Raw genomic sequence first — 22,823 nt, 5'->3', positions numbered from 1 at the left:
ATTCCGGCCTGCTCTTTTATTTTCACCCAAATTTTCAATCCTGTTTCTCTTTAATCTTATCAAACGAAACATCCATCCAGTCTTCCGGGATTTCGTCCAGATCTTCTTTCAGCTTTTGTGCCCAGAGCTCTGATACTTTTTCCATATCCTTTTTCTCATAACGATGTTCCACAATGGCAAAACTGTCTTTTTTGTACAGCACCACGTCAATAGGGAATTCTACATCATTATTACTGACCCGAGTAGAATCAAATGACAGAAAACCTGCTTTCAAGGCCTGTTTCATACTAGAATCGTCTGCCAGAACGCGATTTAAAATAGCCTTTCCCTGCCCCGAATTTCCAATGATCACATAAGGCGAACCTTCATCCAGTTCCACCCAATTGCCCTCTGAATAAAGCAAAAATAACTTATGTTCGGCGTCGTCTTTCAGTTGCCCGCCCACAATTGTATTCAGGTTAAATTTAAGTCCGGCTCTTTCCAATGCCTCCTTATCCTCAACGGCAACCCTTTTCACCTGCTCTCCGAAGGCATTTACAGCCTTATATAGCTTATTATAGACAACTCCCTCATCAATCAATTCCTCGAAATAATGCACCGCCTTATCCCTTACAGAGCGTAGTCCGCTTGTCATGATGAAAAGTGAATAATTATCTTTTTGAGCAATGTACATTTTCTTTTTTGTAGTCGTATTGGTGCCAGCGGTGATGCGTGTATCCGCGATCGCAACCAATCCCTCTTTTACTTTGATACCTAAGCAATAAGTCATAATTCTGTGTCAACTTTAAGTAATGGAAGGATTTGTGTTCGAAATAATCCCTCCCATTTCGCAATAAATCAATTCCCCGCAAAAATAACAAATCAAAAGTCTGCTTTAAGGTTTATCGAATAATTAATATAACAGGCTTGACTAGGGTTTGTGCCCGGGTTTTGTACATTTATGGGAAAAACGGCTTTAATCGGCTTTTGCCTGGCAGATTTTCCAGCTACAATAACCTACTTCCCGAATGTCTAATCAAGAATTGATCACTACCTTTTATACCTGTTTTCAGAAAAAAGATTACCAGGGAATGCAGGAATGTTATGCAGATGAGGCCGTTTTTAATGACGAAGCCTTTAAGAATCTTGACAGCAATGAGGTAAAAGCGATGTGGGAAATGCTTTGTAAAACAGGCAAAGAATTGAAATTAACCTTTGGGAATATCTCTGAAACAAACGGTGGCGCAACCGCAGAGTGGACAGCCTCCTATCTTTTTTCGCGAACCGGCAAAATGGTTGTCAATAATGTTCATGCCAGATTTGAGATCGAAAATGGCAAGATAATTGGCCATACGGATACTTTTGATTTTTATGTCTGGGCGAAACAGGCCTTTGGCTTCACCGGACTTCTGCTCGGCTGGACGCCTTATTTCAAAAATAAAGTGCAGACAACAGCGATGGAAAGCCTGGCTAATTTTATGAATAAAAAGTAATTGAAATTTTACAGATAATCTGGTTACTATTCCCCAATCTATTACTAAAAGAAAAATGAAAAAAGCAATTTTACTTTCTTCTATGTTATTCATAGGAGCACTTTCTGCAAATGCCCAGACTTTCAGAGGACTTGATAAAAGTCCGACGGACATTGCCTACTATCCTGACAATTTCGCCCATGACCGAAAAGGTGACGAAAAAGCCCTTGTCAAAGTGACTTACAGCCGTCCTGCAAAAAATAACCGTGAAGTGATCGGAAAACTTGTTCCGTTCGGAAAAGTCTGGCGTATGGGTGCAGACGAGTCTCCTGAAATCAAGTTTTATCAGGACGCTACTTTCGGTGGGAAAAAAGTTAAAGCAGGTATCTATTCTTTGTTTGCTATTCCTGGTGAGACAGAATGGACTATTATTCTGAATAAGGATGTTGATTTTTGGGGCGCTTATAAATACAAAGAGGAAAATGACGTATTGCGCGTAAAAGCCCCAGCTAAAAAATCAGATACAGTACTTGAAAACTTTTCGCTTCAATTTGCAAAAGAAGGCGCCGGAGCCGTAATGAATTTTGGTTGGGAAAACACCGTAGTATCCGTGCCGATTACATTTTGATATCTAAAACGGGTTTGTTACAGATGAATCTGCAACAAACCCGTTTTTAGCTGATACATTTTTATTCCATTGACGATTTCATCTCCCAGACATTTAGATCTTTAAAAGTCGTCGCTACTTCCGTTGAAAACAACTCATAACTTACCTTATCTGACACCGGAAATACTAGATCTGTAAGTACCTGTTTGCCACGATTTGCAAAAACTTCCACGCTATTATTATCTATCAAAATCCTGATAGCAATATCTCCTCCATCATCCGGGAGCGGGACTGACTCAATACTTGGAAATTTAGGACTGAAACTCACGTTTCCACTTTTAGTCCTGTCGATTTTAAGCGTGTTGTCAATTTTATTGAAATAAACCAGTGTTTGATTCTCCCCGTGTTTTAACAACTTGATACCCGCTTGCTCCGCGGAGCTTCGTTTTATCACGAATTCGATGTCCAGCGCATTTCCGGTAACTGAATTCAGTAATTTACTTCCCGTAACAGCAACCGAATTCTGCGTCGCCAGAAGATTTCCGCGGTAATTATTTACTTCACGCACCGGAAATGATTTAATCCGGTACTCACCTTTCTCATTTTTGTAAAGTGTCAGCTCACGCGGAACTGCCATTTGCCCGCGAAAGCCCTGGGACGGAGTCGCAGCTGCATATTCCCAACTATTTTCCCAGGCGATCATAATCTTTCTCTTATCGGTTTCTGGAAGATCATTAAAGATAATTCCCGCATAAAAATCCTTACCATTATCCAGATACAACGGATAAGGCAATGGATCAGCTATGAACGTTTTTCCGTCAAAGCTCCCGATGAAGTATTGCATCCCAAGGTTTCCGTTTTGCTGAGGATGTCCGCCTGATAATGTAATAATCCATTTACTGACACCAGCCTCGTTCTCAACGGGCAGCTCAAAAATATCCGGGCATTCCCATATTTTACTTTTGTCACCCAATTTATCTCCAAATTCACTCAGCAAATTCCATTTTTTCAAGTCCGACGATCCGTAAAATTGCAGGCGGTAATCGAGCGGCTGCGCAACAATCATAATCCATTGCTTGGATTCCTCACGCCAGAAAACCTTGGGATCACGAAAATCTGTCGTTCGTAAATTGATCAGAGGATTATGATCATATCTTGTAAAATGTTGTCCATCGAGGCTATACGCCAGACTCTGGCTTTGAGAAATCCCCTTTCCTGCACTATCAATATGTGCCGTGTAAATCGCGACTAACGGGATTTCCCCATCATTCTTGCCAAGGCCTGAAGTATTGTTTTTGTCGACAACAGCGGTTCCACTGAAAAACATCGTGCTGGTGCCGTCCCCGTTCTGGTAGTCCTGCAAGGCTATCGGCTGATGTTCCCATTTCATCATGTCTTTGCTCGTTGCATGCCCCCACGACATATGCCCCCAGGTATCGCCTTCGGGATTGTATTGGTAAAACATATGATACTTGTCTCCATAGTAAACCAGTCCGTTCGGATCATTCGTCCAGTTTTGAGGCGGGGAAAAATGATAGATCGGCCTGTAAGTAATTTCGCTTGTTGAGTCTACCGCTTGTGCCCTTACTTTAGTTATATCCACGAATTGGCACAACACAGAAGCCAGTGTGATTGTCAATATTGATCTGAATATGGTCATAATTACCGTTCTGTTTAAGCAGGGTTTTAATTTGTTTTTTAGTTAATCAATTTTCGATTAATTATAAATGTATTAAATAACAGTGCCTGGCTTTTTATTGCCTTTCAAGCTGCAAATTGTTGATAAAATCATTTTTTTAAACAACTGTTTAGTAATAAAAGGAAGTTGCTGTAAAAAATCCGATCCGGTTGAACCATAAATCATAAACAGATAAATATGCAATTTGCACGCCAGGTTTCAATCCAAATCCTGAAAATTCAGGTATATAGAAAAAAGAAATCCGCTGCGAACGCGGCAAAAACATAACAAACTATGAAACTTCATCTCGTTTTTATCCTTTTCATCTGTTCCTGCATCGCTTGTATGAAGGATGATGAAAAAATAATAAATACAGATCCTGACACAAAAAATGGTTTGACTTATCTTGCTCTCGGAGACTCCTATACGATCGGGGAAAGCGTTACCGAGGCGGAAAGATGGCCTGTACTTTTTTCAAAAACTATAAGTGCGAATGGTCTAAAAATAGCTCAGCCAGATATTATCGCTAAAACTGGCTGGACAACGGCTAATCTTCTCAGTAATATAAGTGCGGTAAACTCAGAAAAACCGTATGATCTGGTGTCCCTTCTCATTGGCGTGAATAATCAGTATCAAAATTTAGGCTTGCAGCAATACCGTTCAGAATTTGTCAAATTACTGCAGAAAAGCATAAGCTTTGCCGGCGGAAAAAACAACAGGGTTTTTGTATTATCCATACCGGACTGGGGCAGTACTCCTGCTGGTTCAAGTGGTAGAGAATTGATCGGGAAAGAAATTGATCAATATAATGAAGTGGCAAAGGAAGAGTGCGCCAAGGCAAAAATTCTTTTTATTGACATAACGCCGACTTCAAAAAAAGCACTGACAGACATCTCTCTTGTGGCGACAGATGGTCTTCATTATTCAGGAAAAATGCATCAACTTTGGGTGGATGAAGCAAGTCCAGAAGTAAAAAAATTATTTTAACAGGTACTAATCAGAAGGATTTTCTCGGGACGGAGTGTTCATATAGAATTACCTTTATGTGAAGTATTAAAATAATTAATGCGTAAATGCCGGAAGACTTTAACTTTGGCAACTATATCATGAATCCAGAGAAATAACGACATCATATGGAAGGTGCATTTTTACTTGAAGTTAGCCGGAGAATTAAAGAAAAAAGGATTGAAAAAAAACTGACCTTGCAGGAACTGGCCGATAAATCAAGCGTCAGTAAAGGTCTGATTTCACAGATCGAAAACGGCCGGAGCATACCTTCATTGCCAGTAATGTTCAGCATTATCCAGTCGCTGGAAATGGATGTAGGCGATTTCTTCAAGGATCTTAATCTCATTGAACCAACAATTATCCTTCAAAAAAGGGATGATTATGAAAGTTTTGAAAAGGAAAATACCAAGGGTTTCAACTATCAGCGGATTTTTACCAAAAGCCTTCAGGCAACCACAATTGATTTTGTTCTTTTGGAGTTATTGCCGGATTCTCACCGCGAAGAAGTTTATACGGAAGCCTTTGAATTTAAATATATTTTAAGCGGACAGGTTGATTATCTGATCAACGGAGATATTTACAGTCTGAGCGCCGGAGATTCATTATTTTTTGATGGCAGATTACCACACGTTCCAAAAAATAAGTACCAGGAAAGCTGCCATATGTTAATAGTTTATTTCTTCCATCAAAAATAGCGCTTTCTCTCATCTTTGCCCCATCAGCAGAAATCTTAATTTCACGCTGATGGGTTAAAATTTATTCTGAAACCAGAAACTCTAAAACTCCTGGTTGTATTTCTATTGATACTGCGGTTGCTTTCTCAATTTTGAGAATCTCGTCATCTGCATGTACATCTTTCCCCTCCCAGGAAACCTCGATTTTTTTTGCTTTTAGTGTTGAAAAAGAATAATTATCTTCTTTTCCGTTAATCCTGCTTAGCAGAAATTCTTCAAATTTTTTCTGATGACCCTCTGAAATCAGCACGACCTCGAATTCACCATCACCCGGATCTCCGGAATTCGATAACCCAAGATTTGGCCCGATTGAAGTTGTATTCATAATCTCTACCAGAATATACTTTCCGGAATGGTCTACGTCATCAGCGATAATTTTACACTGACGCGGTTCATATGATAATACCACATCGTATAAAACAGCTCTGGCTGTTTTTATTTTTTCATCCCTGTTCTCATTCACCTGATCTTCCATTTTCTTCATGACTTTCATCAGTTTTGGAAAAATACCGAAACCAAATCCTTCGAGAAAAAAAACATCTTCATCCAGGCCGAGAACCTTTCCGACATCAAATTTCTTCTTATTAGCTTTATGCCAGGACCGGATGATGTCAGAAACCTCGCCAGAAATATTGAGGGTCGTCGCTACGTTATTAGCTGTCCCGTGAGGAAGCAGTGCTATTGGAAATTGTTTATCCAGCACTTTTCTGTTTACGAGCGCTTTAGCGGCACGACGAACCGTTCCATCGCCGCCCGCAACCACAAGGAAATCAGTCTTGTCGTCAAAATCATCCCAGCCATCTTTCTTCACTGACGAATAAGCAACATCAAAACCTTCGGCTTCTATGAGCTTTGTAAGCTCTTTCTTCGAAAAATCTTTTTCTCCGGCACGCGGATTATGTAATAGCTGAGCACGTTTCATAGCATAGATTTAAGTTAAAACAATCCTAATAAAAATATACCAGGCACCATTTTTTTAAGGCAGAAAGAAAAAATCATACGCTTATGAGAATCCTGGTAACAAATGACGACGGAATATATAGCCCGGGAATTGCAGCCCTTGCAAAGATTGCTTCCCGCTTTGGCGAGGTAAGGGTTGTAGCGCCCGACATCGAACAATCCTCTATGGGTCATGCCATTACGGCATCGCGTCCCCTTTCCTATAAGAAATCCCCCATTGTTTTTGAAGGTATCGACGCATACCGTGTAAATGGTACGCCTGCTGACTGTGTTGCCCTTGGGCAGCATCTTTGGGAAAAAACAGATGTGGTATTATCCGGTATCAACATGGGGCCAAACCTGGGGAATGCGATGTGGCACTCGGGAACATTAGCCGCAGCCAAACAGGCCGTTCTTTTTGGAATGAAGGGCATCGCTTTAAGTACGCCCGTGGGTGATGTGGAACCAGACTTTGATTTACTTGACCCATTCGTTGAGAAGGCGCTGGATATTTTGCTCAAAAATCCTGATCTTAATCTGATTAATGTAAATTTCCCAAAGAACCCGAAAGGTGTACGCTGGACGAGGCAATCGGTAAGGCTATATGATAATAAAATCGTTCCGGCACTGGATCCGATGGGAAGGAAAAGCTATTGGTTCACGGTGGTGCCTCTGGAGGCAGCTGAAGAAGGGTCAGATCGTTGGGCTATTGAAAATGATTTTGTTTCGATAACTCCGTTAAGGCTTGATTTGACGAATGAAGCTGAATTGGTAAAAGCACAACTGAAATACCCAATAGCGTAAATAATACGACATTGTTATCGACAATATTTATCTTACAATAGCTTAAATTTTATTGTCGATATGTAAAACCTATCCCTGGAATCTCGAATTCCGGTGATAGGTTTTTTGATTTTCAGCAAATTTTATCTCGGCAGCGAAAACGTTTGCGGAATCAATAAGGGGTAGAAATTAGATTTCACCGTCTTACTTCCAAAGAAGATAATTATCCCAAAACCCTTAATTCCAGTAAATACAGTCATTTTTCGCTATGGACAACACCAAAACCGGTAATTACCGTTGGGTTATTTGCGCCCTCCTTTTCTTTGCAACTACCATTAATTACGTTGACCGCCAGATACTTGGTTATCTCAAACCAACCCTTGAAGTTGAATTTAACTGGACGGAATCGGATTATGCCAATATTGTTACTGTCTTCGCCGGATGTTATGCTTTTGGCTACATTATTTTTGGAAATTTCATTGACAAAATAGGTTCGAAACTGGGTTATTCTGTATCGATCATTATATGGAGTATTGCCGCGATCGCCCACGCTTTCGTGAAAAGTACTTTTGGTTTCGGAGCTGCCCGAGCGGTTTTAGGATTGGGAGAAGCAGGAAATTTTCCGGCGGCGGTTAAATCCGTTGCAGAATGGTTTCCTAAAAAGGAACGCGCACTGGCAACCGGGATCTTCAATTCGGGAACCAGCATCGGAGCTGTTGCCGCACCTATTATTGTACCCTGGCTTTTGGGAACCTATGGATGGCAGATGGCTTTTATTATCACAGGCGCATTTGGTTTTGTCTGGCTGATTTTCTGGTGGTTTTTATATGAAATTCCTTCTCGTCAGAAAAGATTATCGGTAGCAGAATTTGAGTATATCCACAGTGATAATGAAGCAGATACTTCCGCCACGGACAAGCCTATCAAGTGGATCTCTTTATTAAAATTAAAACAGACCTGGGTTTTCATAATCGGGAAATTTCTCACCGATCCAATCTGGTGGTTTTTCCTTTTCTGGCTCCCATCCTACTTCGCAACCACGTTTTCTCTTGATCTAAAAAAACCTAGTATCCATTTGGTTGTCGTTTACACCGCAACAACATTTGGAAGTATCGGGGGCGGATACCTGTCGTCCTATCTTATTAAAAAAGGCTGGGCACCGTTACGCGCCAGAAAAATTACGTTGTTAATTGTTGCGTTTGCTGTTTTACCAATCATGCTTGCACAATTTGCGACCAATGTCTGGGTTGCTGTCGGGATTATCAGTGTTGCGGCGGCGGCGCATCAGGCATGGAGCTCGAATATTTTCACAATCGTTTCGGATTTATTCCCGAAGCGCGCCGTAAGTTCTGTGGTAGGTATGGGTGGATTTGTAGGTTCGATGGGTTCGACGCTGTTCCCGCTTCTAGTAGGTGCTTTACTGGATTATTATAAAGCTGCAGGAAATATTGGTGCAGGTTATAATATCCTTTTTATCATCTGCGGGTGCACTTATTTCATTGCATGGACATGTATTCAACTACTGACTAAGAAGATGACTCCTGTTGAGGAAGCGCTGAGGGACTTGTAGTTATACTAATCCTGAAAAATATACGTATTATTATACCATGGCAGATTATTTGTAAGAATCTGCGTTGCCCCATTAACTGTATAACCTTAAAAATGAAAAAGTTACGTTATCCCATTTTGCTGATCGCACTTGCCGGAACTTTGTTTTACTGCAAGTCAAACAAGCAAAGCGGAACATCACTGTCGGCAACTTCTACCACGGAAGTTCCGAAAACTGAACCTGAACAAACAGATTTCAGTAAGTCGCCCTTTCTTACCGCTGAGCAATCCATGAAAAAAATCAGGATTGAAGACGGCTTTGCGATAAAACTTGTAGCTTCCGAACCACTGATCAGTACGCCCGTTGCTTTTTCTTTTGATAACAAAGGGCGAATGTGGGTGATTGAAATGACGGGATATATGCCCGACACGGTGGGTACCGGCGAAGATGTGCCGAATGGGAAAATTGTAATTCTTGAAGACAAAAACAGAGACGGCGTAATGGACGACCGCAAAGTTTTCCTGGATTCTCTGGTTTTACCACGAGCACTTTGCCTGATCGAAAATGGAGTGTTGATCGGCGAGCCGACAAATCTGTGGTTTTATGAAATTAAAAATGACAAGCCTGTCAGTAAGACGCTGGTTGACGATAAATATACCGAAGGCGGAAATGTTGAGCATCAGCCAAACGGCTTGCTGCGCGCGATGGATAACTGGATTTACAATGCCAAATCAAGCAAACGTTATCGTCGGAAAGGTGATAAATGGCTGATCGAACAAACTCATTTCCGCGGACAGTGGGGAATTTCACAAGATAATTATGGAAGACTTTACTATAATAACAATTCTCAAAACGTTCTGAGTGATTTCTTTATGCCCGGGCTTGGAGCAACAAATAAAAATCAGCGCTATGTAGCTGGTTTTAATGAAAAATCAGTCGCTAATAATAAGGTATATCCAATCCGTCCCACTCCCGGGGTTAACCGGGCCTATATGAAAGGTGTGGTAGATGACAGTCTGCGACTGGTAGATTTCACTGCTGCGTGTAGCCCACTTGTCTACCGTGGAGATATATTTGGAAGTGCATATGAATCCAATGTTTTTGTCGCGGAACCCTCTGCAAACCTGATCAAACGTAATATTTTAAATGATCAGGGATATGTAGTTAAGGGCGAGCAGGCGTATAAAGGAAAAGAATTTCTGGCCAGTACAGACGAGCGTTTCCGTCCGGTAAGCCTGTATAATGCACCCGATGGAGCGATGTATATCGTTGACATGTACAGGGGAATTATTCAGCATAAAACATATCTGACGCCTTATCTGAAAGGACAAATTGACAAAAGGGACTTAACACAGCCTCTCTCAGCCGGAAGAATATATAAAGTCGTTCCAAAAAATACCGATCCGAAAGCACCGGCTCTGGCAACAGATGCTGATGGTTTGGTGAAATTATTAAGTAATAAAAATGGCTGGATCCGCGACTACGCTCAACAAGCACTGGTTGACGGAAAAATGAAACAGGCAATTCCGGCACTGGAAAATGCAGCAAAACAAACTACAAATCAATTGCTTGCGATTCATGCACTTTGGACGCTGGAGGGGTTGGATGCCTTAAAAACAGATGAGGTCTTGGCATTGCTAAAACAATCTTCATGGCCAATCCGGATGGAAGCACTGGCAGTTTTACCTTCCGTTATAAACGAGCAGACTGTTAAGCAATATTCCTCAGCATTGAGCCAGATGGTTACGCAAAATGACACACTGAGCGCTCCCTATATTGCTTTTCTGGCAAATTCTGTTAAGCCCTTTGATAAAGCCGCGGCAAATAATCTTTTGGTAAGTGTTGCTAAAAAATATCCGGGCAACAAATATGTGGCGGATGCAGTGATCAGTAACTTGCAGGATAACGAAGACATTTTCAAAAATGAACTGACAGCCTCACTACCTGATTCTAATGCGCTGATTCAAAAACAACTCGGCAAAATTATTGCACAGGCAGCCAATGCAAGAGCAAACCGCGACCCGAAAGTTTTATTGAAAGAATATCCGAAAGGAGCAGCATTGTTCAATACTGTTTGTCAGACTTGTCACGGACCGGATGGCAATGGCGTTAAATCGCTGGGGCCTCCTCTGAATCAGTCGGAATGGGTAACGGGTGATAAAAACAAGTTGATTTCAATTGTTCTGTTCGGTCTCACCGGTCCGGTAAAAGTTAACGGGCACATTTACAAAACGCCGGAAGTAAGCGGCGATATGCCAGGAATCGGGTACGACAAAGATATGCCAAGTGAAGACGTAGCGCAGCTACTTACTTTTATTCGAAAATCATGGAGAAATAACGGCGATAAAATAAGCACGGAGGAGGTTGCATCAACAAGAAAAAAATTGACCAATCGCCAAAAAGCTTTTACCGTCGAAGAGCTGAACGGAATGTAATTTTAAAAATATAACGAAGAAGCCTGAGAATGGAATTAAATTCCAACTCAGGCTTTTTGGTTTTATTAGGGTTTACAGTTTTACAGCAATGACTATCCCCGTTGCCCAAACCTGTTTGGTTAGTACCAGATCTTTACGCGCTTCCAGATCTTTGATAAGATTTTTTGCTTTCTGGTCATGTCCTTCCGGCCAGTTCGGCTGCGGCATCATATCATCGATTATATAAATTCCGCCTTTGTTCAACATTTCCAAAACCTCGTCCAGCAGTAAATATTTCCCATGCCAGGTATCAGCGAAAATGTAATCAAATTTCATTTCCAGATTATTTTCAACCCATTCTTCCCCATCCGCAAGTACAAGCGCGAGACGCGAATCCTGAGACAAATACCGGTCTGCAATGTCCAGAAACTTCTCGTCATTATCGATTGATATTAGCGAGGAATTTCTATCCATTCCCGACAGAATCCATGAAGTAGACAATCCTGTGCCAGTTCCGAGTTCCAGAAATTTTCCGGATGGTTTTGAAGCCGCCAGCGTTTTTAAAAGTGAACAAGTCTGAATATCAGACGCCATATTAAAACCCGAAGCTTTGGTAGCCAGGTCAATAGCCTCGTAAGCACTCGGTAAAGGATTGTTAATTTCCTGTGTCATCAGAAGAATGTTTCGTTCAGATGGAAAAATAGATAAAAAATTACTGAAATCATATAACTGATCATTGCAAATTGAAATATTACAATAGTTTAACTCACTAAACTGCAAAACTTGAAACTAAACATTTAACAAAAACGCATTAATACTCCATCACGAAGCGTTACCTTTGCGACTTTACTTTTGCATTGCACCACATTTTTATGTCATTATATACTACCGAATCTTCGATTATCATTACCTGTAACAAACGTCTTGCGCCTTATCTGGAACAGGAAGTGAAGGATCTCGGATTCAAAATTGAAGAAGCTTTTGTTACCGGTGTGCGGGTGAACGGCACCTTAAACGACTGCATTATCCTTAACCTGAATTTGTATTGCGCCAGCCAGGTGTTATACAGTCTTGAAAAATTTCAAGCGAATAATCCTGATGAAGTTTACAATCACTTACTGAAAATGGAATGGGAAAATATACTTCCGGATCCAGGTTATTTTTCAGTGACCAGCAATGTTCAGCATCCAACGATTAACAACGGGATGTTTGCGAATTTACGCGTGAAGGACGCCGTTGTGGACCGTTTAAGAGAAAAACGCGGTACCCGACCATCAACTGGTTCGGAACTGACAGGTGCCGTTGTACATCTTTTCTGGAAACATGAAAATGCGGAAATTTTTATGGACACGTCAGGCGATTCCCTGGCGCGTCATGGTTACCGTAAGATTCCGGGACGTGCTCCGATGCTTGAAGCGCTGGCTTCCGCAACTATTCTTGCCAGTCAGTGGGATAAAAAATCTCCGTTTGTCAACCCGATGTGCGGTTCCGGAACACTTGCAATCGAGGCTGCCTTAATTGCCAGCAATACCCGTCCGGGCTTATTCCGCGACAATTTTGCTTTTATGCATATTCAGGGTTATGACAAGGAAATTTATTACAACGAAATGTATAAACTTGAAGATCAGATCGCGGAAGTTCCTGGTCTTCGAATCCTTGCTACCGATTTAAGTGAACTCGCTGTCAACAATGCCAGGAAAAATGCAATAGCAGCTGGCGTAGCCGATATGATTGAATTCGGCGTTTGCGATTTTGCTGATACCGAAGTTCCTGAGGGTGCGAAAGGTGTTTTCTTTGTAAACCCTGAATACGGAGACAGACTGGGTGATATTGATGAACTGGAAGAAACTTATGCACGTATCGGAGATTTCATGAAACAGAAATGCAAAGGTTATTTCGGGTATGTCTTCACTGGTAACCTTGATCTTGCCAAAAAAATTGGCCTTAAAGCAAAACGCCGAATTGAATTCTACACAAGTACGATCGACTGCCGGTTGCTTGAATATGAACTATACGAAGGAACGCGTGCAGTGAAAAACACCGCTCCTGAATCAATATAAGTAGTCGTCACACATTATTCTACAGAACGGTTCGTTACTATGAAGTTTTGAAACAATCAGAAACTTCATAGTTTTTGTTTTTGTGACTTGTAAACCGGATCCGATGAAACTCAGTTTTTTAGTTCTATTTGTTTTATTTTCATTCTCTTCATGTCAATGGCTTGGAAATTCCCCGAGCTTCGGAGACGATTATATTACCTATAAAATCAGCAAGGGAAATCATGAGATCGACAATAACTCCAACGGCCTTTTTACCGGAAGCGAGTTGAAATTCCAGGCGATTTTTGATAGTACCTGTATATACCAGACGGCTGACGCGGGCAATCAGCATGATATTAACAAGCTCCTCGGATTTTCGGACTGCAATACGCAGCATCACGAAAACAGCGCGCGTTTTGGATGGAACTGGCGGGAAAATGCCTTGCGTATCTATGCTTATGTTTACGTCGCCGGCCAGCGTCAGGAAAGAGAATTAGGGATTGTCGAACTTGGAAAATCTTCCAGCTACAAACTCAGCACTTCAAATAATACTTATATTTTTGTACTAAACGGAAATACAACTGTCATGCCCCGTCATTGTTCTGGCGGCCTGGGTATATCCTACAAACTTCTTCCCTATTTTGGTGGTGATGAAACCGCACCGCACGATATGAATATCAAGATCCGAAATATTGAATAGTACCGGTTAACAGATTTGAACGGTCTTAATATTTAACAGTGCCCCAAGTTTCCTGATTTTGGATGCGATATGACCGATACCTACTGCACAGTGGTGGGCAGGCCCCTGATCATTCCAATCTTCTACAAACTTTCGGGCTCCGATCGAAAACTTATACCTGCTGTTTGTGTTTCCAATTTCCAGAATCGGGCCTTCCACCGACTCGCCCTCTGCGACAAGCAGTGAAATTTTACCGTCAAAAGTTTCGACGACTGACAACAATGTAACAGGGCCGTGCCGCACAGACATTTCTACGGAAAGGCCATTTCCAACCTTACCATGATAAACATAAAGCGGACGGACCTTGGTTTTTCCTTCGGCAATGGCGATATGTCCCGGTCCGTCGTGCCCCATTAAAACTACGTCATCCAAAAAATCCATCGCATAGTATTCGGTGAAAGAGCCGCCAGATCCGAAGCTGTCCATGATTTTCATCGCCTGAGCATTTTTGATCTCATATTCACCGGCAACCGGAATTCCTCTTGACGTCAACAGTGAATTCCCCAAAATCACCGAACTCATCGCATCTTCATTTAACGGATTTCCAGTCCCCTTGTGATAATAAGCCATAGATCCGAGCTTATGTTTCTCCACAAGTTTATGCAGGGCCACAGCTGTCTTTGCGGACCGAACCAATTCCTCAGAAGAACAATCCGGCTGGATATCGAAGTGCAAATCGAATTCTTTCAACATTGCGTTTACCTCTCCCTTATCAATATGCTGCGTCAGATCCGACAACTCATCGACTTCGATAACTTCCACATGACCGCCAAATGTAGCACATTGCAGCGTCAGGTTAGAATAAATGTCTAGCATGCCACTATAATAATTCCCCATAACGCCCAGCCGATTGTGAGCCATAATATTCGCTACCCGGGCAGCTTCAATCCATTCCCTGATTTGATCCCATGCAGCCGGATCGTGGCGCAACATACCGGTGACCTGGAAAAACGGGATATTGGAACGCTTGAATACATTGGCAATTTCAGGGACAGAACAGGCGGAACAATAGGCAAGCCATTCACCTGTCATACGCGTTCGGTCACTGATCAGGTTGAAAGATTTATAATCAATCGCCGCTTCCGGAACAAGGTTTAATACAATGACCGGAACCTTGGCACGAAGAACTACAGGCAAAACAGTAGCAGAGAGCGCATAAGTTGTTACATACAAAAAAATAAGATCAACATCCTGTTGCCTGAACTGATGGCCGGCCTGCACTGCCTTTTCAGGCGTATCGATCAAACCCAGATTAACGATTTCAGCACCAAATGCTGTCAGATTGTTTTCGACGATTTCAAGATAACTTTTCAGTCGCTCTTCAAGTCCTTCAAATTGATTCCAGTAAGCCTCCAATCCTATCCCGAACAGCCCAGCTTTTAACGAATAATTTACGGTTTTTGCCATATCAAAAAATACATATGTTGAGTAAGGTCGGAAAAGTTGGAACTGAATACGAAAAATAAACTGTGGCCGGATTCTCTTTTAAAAGACTTTATTTTAGTAATTTACCAGACAAAAGTAGGACAAAGTCAATCTCATGTTCAATGTAGATTTTGATGAATTACTTACACTTATTGATATATGGAGCTATACCGAAAGTATTTCAATACGCAACAGCTTCAGCAGCTGGTCGATTCAGAACCTAACTGGGGAGTTTCTATTTTGAATGTAGGGCATAACGTACATCAGGCGAAAAGAAACTATCCGGATGGAAATCACCCGGACGCATATTGTTTCAACTGGGAAAAAGGGCGCGTTATCCATGAATTTCAGTTGGTTTATATTTCGAATGGAGTTGGGGTTTTTGAAAGTGAAAATGTCCCGCCTACAATTGTAGAAGCAGGTACAGCCTTCTTGCTTTTCCCGAACGTCTGGCACCGTTACAGACCTTCGGAAGATACAGGATGGGAAGAATTCTGGGTTGGTTTCGGAGGACCTTATTCTGAATATATCATGCGCCAGGATTGTTTCAAAGCGGGCAATCCCATTATCAATATTGGTTTTGACGCTGAGCTTCTGAATGTATTTATCAGACTTATCGACACTTTGAAATTTGAAGGGATTGCCTTCAAACAAATCTCTTCCTGCCTGGTCATACAGCTTCTGGGTCTGGTTTACGCATCCGCCCTTATGTCCGACACCCTGCGATCGCGGAAAGAAAAGATCGTTCATCACATACGTTACCAGCTTCATGAAAACTGGATGGAAGCGCTTGATATGGAGAAAATTGCTTCCAAGCACCATGTAAGTTACGTGTGGTTCAGAAAAGCTTTCAAAGAAGTGATAGGTATCTCCCCCGGCCAATATCATTTAAAATTAAAACTGGACAAAGCCGGACAGATGCTTCGGGAAACTACGCTGTCGGTTTCCGAAGTTGCTTACAAGACGGGCTTTGAATCTGAATTTTATTTTTCAAGAATATTCAAGAAAAAAACAGGGGCAACGCCTTCCGCTTTCCGGGATTCATAGATTGATAATGTATCCAAAACTATAACAAAAAACGAGCAGCCATTTTACCGGCCGCTCGTTAAACTATCAGGTTATTCACTCAAACTATTCGTCTGCAATACTGACACCGGTTTTTACGCGGCTTGTTTTTCTTTCACGCACGGTGAGCCGGGCTTTGAAATAAGGCTCTTCCGCTGTTACTTTCTTTTCCCGACTGCCTGTCCCTACTCTTTCCAACTTTTTCTCCTGAGTAACCGGGTTATTTGTTTTGGCAGTCTCACCTTTTCCTGCTTTCATATCCTCGAAAGCGCGGGATGATGCTTTTCGCCTTGTCGTCATATCAAGGCCGCTAAGATGATTTCCTTTGGCCATAATTTTATTAAGTTAATAATTAATATAATTAAAACAATATTACCTAATTAGTGCTTTCTGGCTCTCAAATTCTGTTCCACTAACCCTTATAATCGGAATAATATTTGAATTAATACAAACAAGTCTGTAAACATATCCAGGTGTGTAACCGCTCATTGAAAACAAGTGGTAACAAGGGAAATAATTCCCCAGTTTTAATGCTAAATGTTCAAAATATGCCGCAGCAATCCAAAATAGAAAAGACTTTGCTGGAAGAAATTCACGTTTTTCTTTCAAAAATCGAGGAAAGCAATGAGGATACAAAATATTCCACAGATCAGCAATACATTGTTGACGCGATCATAGAGCTTACAAGAGTAAAACACAGAAAAGCCATCACTGACGATTTTGAGAAACCGTACATACATCCGCTGATCACAATTCAGAAATGGATTGATGAACTAAAACTCATTACAGATGAAGCGATAAACGATTTTACATATGGTAGCAGACATTCGCTTTTCAAGAAGAAAGTTACAGAAATGAATGGTTATGATATCGCTCAGTTCATTAAGTACCTAAAAGATGATGGGCTATTGAAGATATAGCTATTTATTAAATATTCACGGATATCAAATTGTTTTGGCATTTAGAGGGCCAGGTTTTAAAATAAAACTGCGTCTTTGGTATGATATTTACGTATACACATATAAATCTATAATTTTTAGTAATGAGAAGAATTTATCCCATGAAAAAGTTGGATAAAGGTATGAACCGATACCAGGACTGGTTTCTCGAAAATTTCGCTTTCTGCCTATGATTCTTATTGTTGACGATAGATCCGAAAATATCCTCCCGCTGAAGAAAATTCTTGAACTGCATAATTTTAAAACTGACAGTGCTGAATCCGGGGAGGAGGCTTTAAAAAAAATACTTCACAATACGTATTCGCTCATCATTATGGATGTGCAGATGCCTGGTATGGATGGTTTTGAAGTTGCCGAAGCCATTTCAGGCTTCAATAAGGCCAAAGACATTCCAATTCTTTTTCTTTCAGCTGTTAATAAGGAGAAAAAATTTATTACGAAAGGTTATACTTCCGGCGGTATCGATTATCTGACCAAGCCGGTCGATCCGGATATTTTACTGCTGAAGGTTAAAACGTTTAATAAACTATACGAACAACAGCAGGAACTTAAAGCGATTCAGCTTTCCCTTCAGAATGAAATAGAAACCCGGAAGCAGGCCCAGGAAAATCTTGCAGCGCACATGCAGGAACTGCAGTTCGTTCTTGAATCTCTCCCGCAGATTGCTTTCACCATGTCAACCGATGGGAAAATTGAATATGTCAATGAGCACTGGTATCAGTATTCGGAAGACACACTCCATTTACCTGAGACGCATCCGGATGATCCCTCTTGCGAAAGCTGGAAAGAAGCACTTCTAAAAGGTTCGGAATTTTCCTGTGATCTTCGTTTAAAGCAACTTTCCAGCGGAGAATACCGATATTTTCTGCTAAAAATCATTCCTGTTATTCAGCAGGGAAATGTCATTCGCTGGGTTGGAACCTATACCGATATACATCAGCAAAAAATGGCAAATGAAGTGCTGGAACATAAAGTTGAGCAGCGAACGAGGGAACTGGTATTGAAAAACTCCGAACTTGAAACAACAAATCATGAGCTTCAGCAATTTGCCTGGGTCGTTTCACATGACCTCAAAGAGCCTTTGCGGAAGATTCAGACTTTTAACCATATTATAAAAGACAAATTTTTAACCGGAAACATTGAAGCCGAATCCTATCTCGACAGATCGATCAGTTCCTCGAAACGTATGTCAAGCCTGATCAGCGATTTGCTGGATTATTCCCGTCTGTCTATTTCGGCGAATTTTTCTCAGACGAATCTTAACGAGCTGATTGATGAGATTTTGGGAGATTTTGAGGAAAATATACGGGACAAAAACGCAGTTCTTACTATTGACAGCCTTCCTGTTGTAGAAACAATCCCAAGCCAGATCCGCCAGGTTTTTCAAAACCTGATCAGCAATGCATTGAAATTTTCCAAGCCGGACATCTCTCCTGTAATTTCCATAACGGGGGAAATTATTGAATCACTGAATGAAGATTCGCCAGTTTCACCAACCGGAGATTTCTGTCGCATAACAATCAGCGATAACGGTATTGGTTTTGACGAGAAATTCCTGGACCGGATTTTCGTCATTTTTCAAAGACTTAACAATCAGAGCAGTTATGAAGGTACGGGAATCGGACTGGCGATTGCTAAAAAAATTATGGATAAACATAATGGCCTTATTTCTGCAAAAAGCAGCGAGAATAGAGGTGCAAGTTTTATATTAATTTTACCTTTAACCCAGACAAATCAAGCTGTAAACGCTCTAAATACAGACAAGCTTTACCAATAATGCTATGCCAAATACCTCTTCTTCCACTTCCATTATCAAGCAATTACAAATTGTCTTTTCTTTCTCGGTACTGTTATTGATATTAAGCCTCGTCGCATCATTTTACAGTACTCAAAAACTAATCTCCAATTCCCGGCTCGTCAATCATACCAACCAGGTTTTGATAGAAGCTGAAAATATTATTTCCAATATTAAAGACGCAGAAACCGGCCAACGCGGCTTTCTGGTGACTCTTGACGAATCCTTTCTTGAACCTTACAATGGCGCTTATGAAAAAACAACTGCCAATTATAATTCGCTAACAGATCTGACTATTGACAATCCTGTTCAGCATCGGAATTTGGCAGAGGTAAAAAAGCTTTACGAAGCTAAGTTTATTCAAATGCAAAAAACCATCGACAGGACAAAAAAGAATGAAGCCTTCGCTTTTGACGTCGCCGAACGTCAAAAGGAAATGATCAAGGGAAAAAATGTTATGGACCAGCTGCGTCTGGTCGTTGAGCGCATCAAGCTTGAGGAAAACAAAATATTGACAGAACGCACAGAAGCGCAGCAGGTTTATATCACTTATACCCCAATCCTGCTTTTGCTGGCTGCTATCATTTCGATTCTGATAACCGGTTTTGCATATATCAGAATCAAAAAAGACCTGGACGACCGAATAAGAAAACAAAAAGAAGCAGAGGCGGTGTACGAACATACCAGACAAAGAATCAACGTCATTGAAGGTATTACAAAACTAGTCTCCGAGGGAGATTACACAGTCAGAAGTACAGATGAAAACGACGACGAACTTGGGAGGATTTCGGTAGCATTGAACAGCATGACCGGATCTCTGGAACAAACTTTCAACGATTTGTCTAATAAAAACTGGCTCCAGGCTGGTACAGTGAAATTAAGCGATGCCATTCGTGGCGAAAGAATCTTGCTTAAACTGGCAGAAAACCTTATCGAAATCATTACGGGTTATATAAATGCGCCGCTTGGAACGGTATACATTCTGGACAAAGACTGGAACTACAAACTTGCCGGATCATTCGCGGCAACCAACGCTCCGGATTTGATCAGAGGCGGCGAGGGACTTTCAGGACAGGTTATTAAAAGCAAAATGCCCGTTATTATTCGCGATTTGCCTGAAAATTATGTGTCGGTTAATTCATCAATTGGCCAAACACCGCCGGTATGTCTGGTCATTTTACCTTTGGTGTATGCAAATGAATGTATCGGGGTTATTGAACTTGGGCTGCTCCGTGAGCCAAACGAACTGGAAATGCTTTTCCTGACGAATAATCTTGAAATGCTCTCTATCGGAGTTAACGCCGCACTCGATTATGTGAAACTTCAAGATTTTCTTGAAGAAACACAGGCGCAATCGGAAGAATTGCAGACGCAGCACAACGAACTTGAAAATCTGAATGCGGAGCTGGAAGCACAAGCGCAAAAACTTCAGGCATCTGAAGAAGAATTGCGTGTGCAACAGGAAGAACTTCAGCAGACAAATGAAGAACTTGAAGAACGCAGCGGATTACTGGAAGAAAAAAATTTAGAAATCCAGAAAAAAGCGGAAGAGCTGGAATTGACGACACGTTATAAGTCTGAGTTCCTGGCCAATATGTCCCATGAACTCCGCACGCCGCTAAACTCGATCCTGCTGCTTAGCCGTTTACTTGCTGAAAACGACGAGAAAAATCTGAATAGTGACCAAGTAGAATACGCCACGGTAATCCAGTCGTCGGGGAATGGGCTTCTAGGCTTAATTGATGAAATTCTTGATCTTTCAAAAATTGAGGCAGGAAAGATGGATCTCGATTATACCAACGTATTCATCAAAGATATCACATCCGATCTTAATGGACTTTTCAGCCCGGTTGCCAAAGAAAAAAATCTTGATTTCCGGATTACTATTGACGAAAATATTCCGGCACTTATCGAAACGGACCGAATGCGTCTGGAACAAATTTTAAAAAATCTTATATCCAACGCATTGAAATTCACTTCCCAGGGTTCAGTAGAATTGACTATTAAGCCGAATCCGGGAAATAAAAAATCAATCTGTTTTGCTGTTAAGGATACCGGAATTGGTATTCAGCCAGAAAAACAACAACTGATTTTTGAGGCATTTCAACAAGCAGATGGGTCGACCAAAAGGAAATATGGAGGAACTGGTCTGGGACTGTCGATCAGCCGTGAATTGGTAAAATTGCTTGGCGGAGAAATTGCTCTTACCAGCGTGGCGGGTACAGGAAGTGAGTTTGTCCTGACAATCCCGGTTTCTCAGTCAGCGGTTGCTTCTGCACCTGAAAATGCGAACTTTTTCATGGCAGCTAAAGAAGAGATTCCCGTCAGAAAACCTGAGGAGTCGGCTTATCGTTATCTGAGTACATCAATTCCGGAAAGTATTCCGGATGATCGGAGCGCGGTCTCAGAGGGTGAAAAATCCATTCTGATTATCGAAGATGATACCAATTTTGCTAAATCGCTTCTAGACTATACCCGTAAAAAAGGATATAAGGGAATTGTTGCCGTTCGCGGTGATGAGGGTTTGGAATTGGCAGAAAGTTTCAGACCGCAGGGGATTTTGCTGGATATTCAGCTGCCTGTCATGAGCGGCTGGGAAGTTATGGATAAGCTTAAAACAAATCCGAAAACGCGTCATATCCCGGTCCATATCATGTCTTCGCATAAGTTGAAGAACGAAAGTTTAATGAAGGGTGCTGTTGATTTTATTGACAAGCCGATGGCGCTGGAAAAAATGCAGGAGATTTTCAAGAAGATCGAATATGTATTAAGCCGGGAATCCAAAAAGGTTCTGATCGTAGAAGATAACCCGCAGCATGCAAAAGCACTGGCCTATTTCCTGGAAACATTTAATATTAATTCTGAACTTAGAAGTAATGTTTCAGAAGGTATCGAAGCACTTAAAACAGAGGAGGTTGACTGTGTGATACTCGACATGGGCATTCCGGATAAGAGAGCTTACGAAACTTTGGAAGAGGCAAAAAAGAACCCTGGATTTGAAAATCTGCCCATCATTATTTTCACCGGAAAAAGTCTTTCGCTGTCAGAAGAGCTGCGGATCAAACAATATGCAGATTCTATCATTGTAAAAACGGCCCATTCTTATCAACGCATGCTGGACGAAGTTTCTCTTTTTTTACATGTTGTTGAAGAAAGCAAGAAGCCTTCCGTTCGCGATGGAGATTTCAAAAAACTTGGCGCACTTGAGCAGATCCTGAAAAACAAAACAGTGCTGATTGCGGATGATGACGTGAGGAATATTTTCTCGCTCACGAAATCACTAGAGAATTACAAAATGAACGTCATCACGGCGCTGGACGGCAAGGAAGCACTTCAAAAGCTGCATGACAATCCTGGAATCGATGTGGTGTTGCTTGACATGATGATGCCTCAGATGGATGGTTACGAAACGGCACGAAGGATTCGTGAAAATTACCAATGGAAAAATCTTCCGGTGATCGCTGTCACAGCCAAAGCCATGACTGGCGACAGGGAAAAATGCATAAATGCAGGCGCGTCGGATTACATTACCAAGCCGGTCGATATAGACCAGCTAATGTCACTGCTACGTGTTTGGCTTTATGAAAAATCGTAGGGAAATAATTAAATTGTAAAATTTCCAACCCCCACAACAATCA

At 41.4% G+C, this 22,823-nt stretch carries 19 protein-coding genes; 13 read left to right on the top strand and 6 right to left on the bottom strand.

Annotated elements, in window-relative coordinates; translation table 11 throughout:
- Window positions 1–34: 34 nt before the first annotated feature.
- Entirely contained in the window at window positions 35–769 is a 735-nt protein-coding gene (locus BMY70_RS20810; RefSeq protein WP_090338202.1) for a proteasome-type protease, read from the bottom strand.
- A 238-nt stretch (window positions 770–1,007) separates the two neighbouring features.
- Between BMY70_RS20810 and BMY70_RS20805 the strand changes: the two genes are divergently transcribed.
- Window positions 1,008–1,472 (top strand): nuclear transport factor 2 family protein, encoded by a 465-nt coding sequence (locus BMY70_RS20805; RefSeq protein ID WP_090338201.1) that lies wholly within the window; start codon window positions 1,008–1,010, stop codon window positions 1,470–1,472.
- Window positions 1,473–1,527: 55 nt separating this feature from the next.
- Window positions 1,528–2,079, top strand: coding sequence for a DUF2911 domain-containing protein (locus BMY70_RS20800; RefSeq protein WP_090338200.1), 552 nt, complete (start codon window positions 1,528–1,530; stop codon window positions 2,077–2,079).
- A gap of 61 nt (window positions 2,080–2,140) precedes the next feature.
- Here BMY70_RS20800 and BMY70_RS20795 read toward each other — a convergent pair whose 3' ends face one another.
- Window positions 2,141–3,718 carry a glycoside hydrolase family 32 protein gene (locus BMY70_RS20795; RefSeq protein WP_090338199.1) on the bottom strand — a complete coding sequence of 526 codons (1,578 nt, stop codon included), beginning with the start codon at window positions 3,716–3,718 and terminating at the stop codon, window positions 2,141–2,143.
- Between the two features lie 312 nt (window positions 3,719–4,030).
- On the opposite strand from BMY70_RS20795, the gene BMY70_RS20790 reads away from it, so the two are divergent.
- Window positions 4,031–4,723, top strand: coding sequence for an SGNH/GDSL hydrolase family protein (locus tag BMY70_RS20790; RefSeq protein WP_229209713.1), 693 nt, complete (start codon window positions 4,031–4,033; stop codon window positions 4,721–4,723).
- Between the two features lie 146 nt (window positions 4,724–4,869).
- Window positions 4,870–5,439: a helix-turn-helix domain-containing protein gene (locus BMY70_RS20785; RefSeq protein ID WP_090338198.1), complete on the top strand. Its 570-nt coding sequence runs from the start codon at window positions 4,870–4,872 to the stop codon at window positions 5,437–5,439.
- A 61-nt stretch (window positions 5,440–5,500) separates the two neighbouring features.
- On the opposite strand, the gene BMY70_RS20780 is transcribed toward BMY70_RS20785, so the two are convergent.
- Window positions 5,501–6,400, bottom strand: coding sequence for a diacylglycerol/lipid kinase family protein (locus BMY70_RS20780; protein WP_090338197.1), 900 nt, complete (start codon window positions 6,398–6,400; stop codon window positions 5,501–5,503).
- 83 nt (window positions 6,401–6,483) lie between these two features.
- Here BMY70_RS20780 and surE point away from each other — a divergent pair, with 83 nt between their 5' ends.
- From surE to BMY70_RS20765, 3 genes are all read left to right on the top strand, one after another.
- A complete protein-coding gene (surE, locus tag BMY70_RS20775) occupies window positions 6,484–7,221 on the top strand; it encodes a 5'/3'-nucleotidase SurE (protein WP_090338196.1) in 738 nt (245 codons plus the stop codon).
- Window positions 7,222–7,468: 247 nt separating this feature from the next.
- Window positions 7,469–8,770, top strand: coding sequence for an MFS transporter (locus BMY70_RS20770; protein WP_090338195.1), 1,302 nt, complete (start codon window positions 7,469–7,471; stop codon window positions 8,768–8,770).
- A 92-nt stretch (window positions 8,771–8,862) separates the two neighbouring features.
- Entirely contained in the window at window positions 8,863–11,184 is a 2,322-nt protein-coding gene (locus tag BMY70_RS20765) for a DUF7133 domain-containing protein (protein ID WP_090338194.1), read from the top strand.
- Between the two features lie 72 nt (window positions 11,185–11,256).
- On the opposite strand, the gene BMY70_RS20760 is transcribed toward BMY70_RS20765, so the two are convergent.
- On the bottom strand, window positions 11,257–11,835 hold the full coding sequence (locus BMY70_RS20760) for an O-methyltransferase (protein ID WP_090338193.1): 579 nt from the start codon (window positions 11,833–11,835) through the stop codon (window positions 11,257–11,259).
- Between the two features lie 200 nt (window positions 11,836–12,035).
- On the opposite strand from BMY70_RS20760, the gene BMY70_RS20755 reads away from it, so the two are divergent.
- Together BMY70_RS20755 and BMY70_RS20750 are read left to right on the top strand one after the other, a co-directional pair.
- Window positions 12,036–13,223 (top strand): THUMP domain-containing class I SAM-dependent RNA methyltransferase, encoded by a 1,188-nt coding sequence (locus tag BMY70_RS20755; RefSeq protein WP_090338192.1) that lies wholly within the window; start codon window positions 12,036–12,038, stop codon window positions 13,221–13,223.
- Window positions 13,224–13,326: 103 nt separating this feature from the next.
- Complete coding sequence (locus tag BMY70_RS20750; protein ID WP_090338191.1) at window positions 13,327–13,902, top strand: hypothetical protein; 576 nt, start codon at window positions 13,327–13,329, stop codon at window positions 13,900–13,902.
- Between the two features lie 6 nt (window positions 13,903–13,908).
- Here BMY70_RS20750 and BMY70_RS20745 read toward each other — a convergent pair whose 3' ends face one another.
- Window positions 13,909–15,348, bottom strand: coding sequence for an arabinose isomerase (locus BMY70_RS20745; protein WP_090338190.1), 1,440 nt, complete (start codon window positions 15,346–15,348; stop codon window positions 13,909–13,911).
- 177 nt (window positions 15,349–15,525) lie between these two features.
- On the opposite strand from BMY70_RS20745, the gene BMY70_RS20740 reads away from it, so the two are divergent.
- Entirely contained in the window at window positions 15,526–16,413 is an 888-nt protein-coding gene (locus tag BMY70_RS20740; protein ID WP_090338189.1) for a helix-turn-helix domain-containing protein, read from the top strand.
- Between the two features lie 84 nt (window positions 16,414–16,497).
- On the opposite strand, the gene BMY70_RS20735 is transcribed toward BMY70_RS20740, so the two are convergent.
- Complete coding sequence (locus BMY70_RS20735; protein ID WP_090338188.1) at window positions 16,498–16,764, bottom strand: hypothetical protein; 267 nt, start codon at window positions 16,762–16,764, stop codon at window positions 16,498–16,500.
- 215 nt (window positions 16,765–16,979) lie between these two features.
- On the opposite strand from BMY70_RS20735, the gene BMY70_RS20730 reads away from it, so the two are divergent.
- The 3 genes from BMY70_RS20730 (at window position 16,980) to BMY70_RS20720 (ending at window position 22,780) form a co-directional block, all read left to right on the top strand.
- Window positions 16,980–17,351 (top strand): hypothetical protein, encoded by a 372-nt coding sequence (locus tag BMY70_RS20730; protein WP_090338187.1) that lies wholly within the window; start codon window positions 16,980–16,982, stop codon window positions 17,349–17,351.
- 208 nt (window positions 17,352–17,559) lie between these two features.
- Complete coding sequence (locus tag BMY70_RS20725) at window positions 17,560–19,167, top strand: hybrid sensor histidine kinase/response regulator (protein ID WP_090338186.1); 1,608 nt, start codon at window positions 17,560–17,562, stop codon at window positions 19,165–19,167.
- A 4-nt stretch (window positions 19,168–19,171) separates the two neighbouring features.
- A complete protein-coding gene (locus tag BMY70_RS20720; protein ID WP_090338185.1) occupies window positions 19,172–22,780 on the top strand; it encodes a response regulator in 3,609 nt (1,202 codons plus the stop codon).
- Window positions 22,781–22,823: the final 43 nt, after the last annotated feature.

Origin of the sequence: Dyadobacter koreensis (assembly GCF_900108855.1) — a bacterium.
Lineage (GTDB): Bacteria > Bacteroidota > Bacteroidia > Cytophagales > Spirosomataceae > Dyadobacter > Dyadobacter koreensis.
Note: the sequence above shows the minus strand (reverse complement) of the source record. Positions and strands in the feature narration are given on the sequence as shown.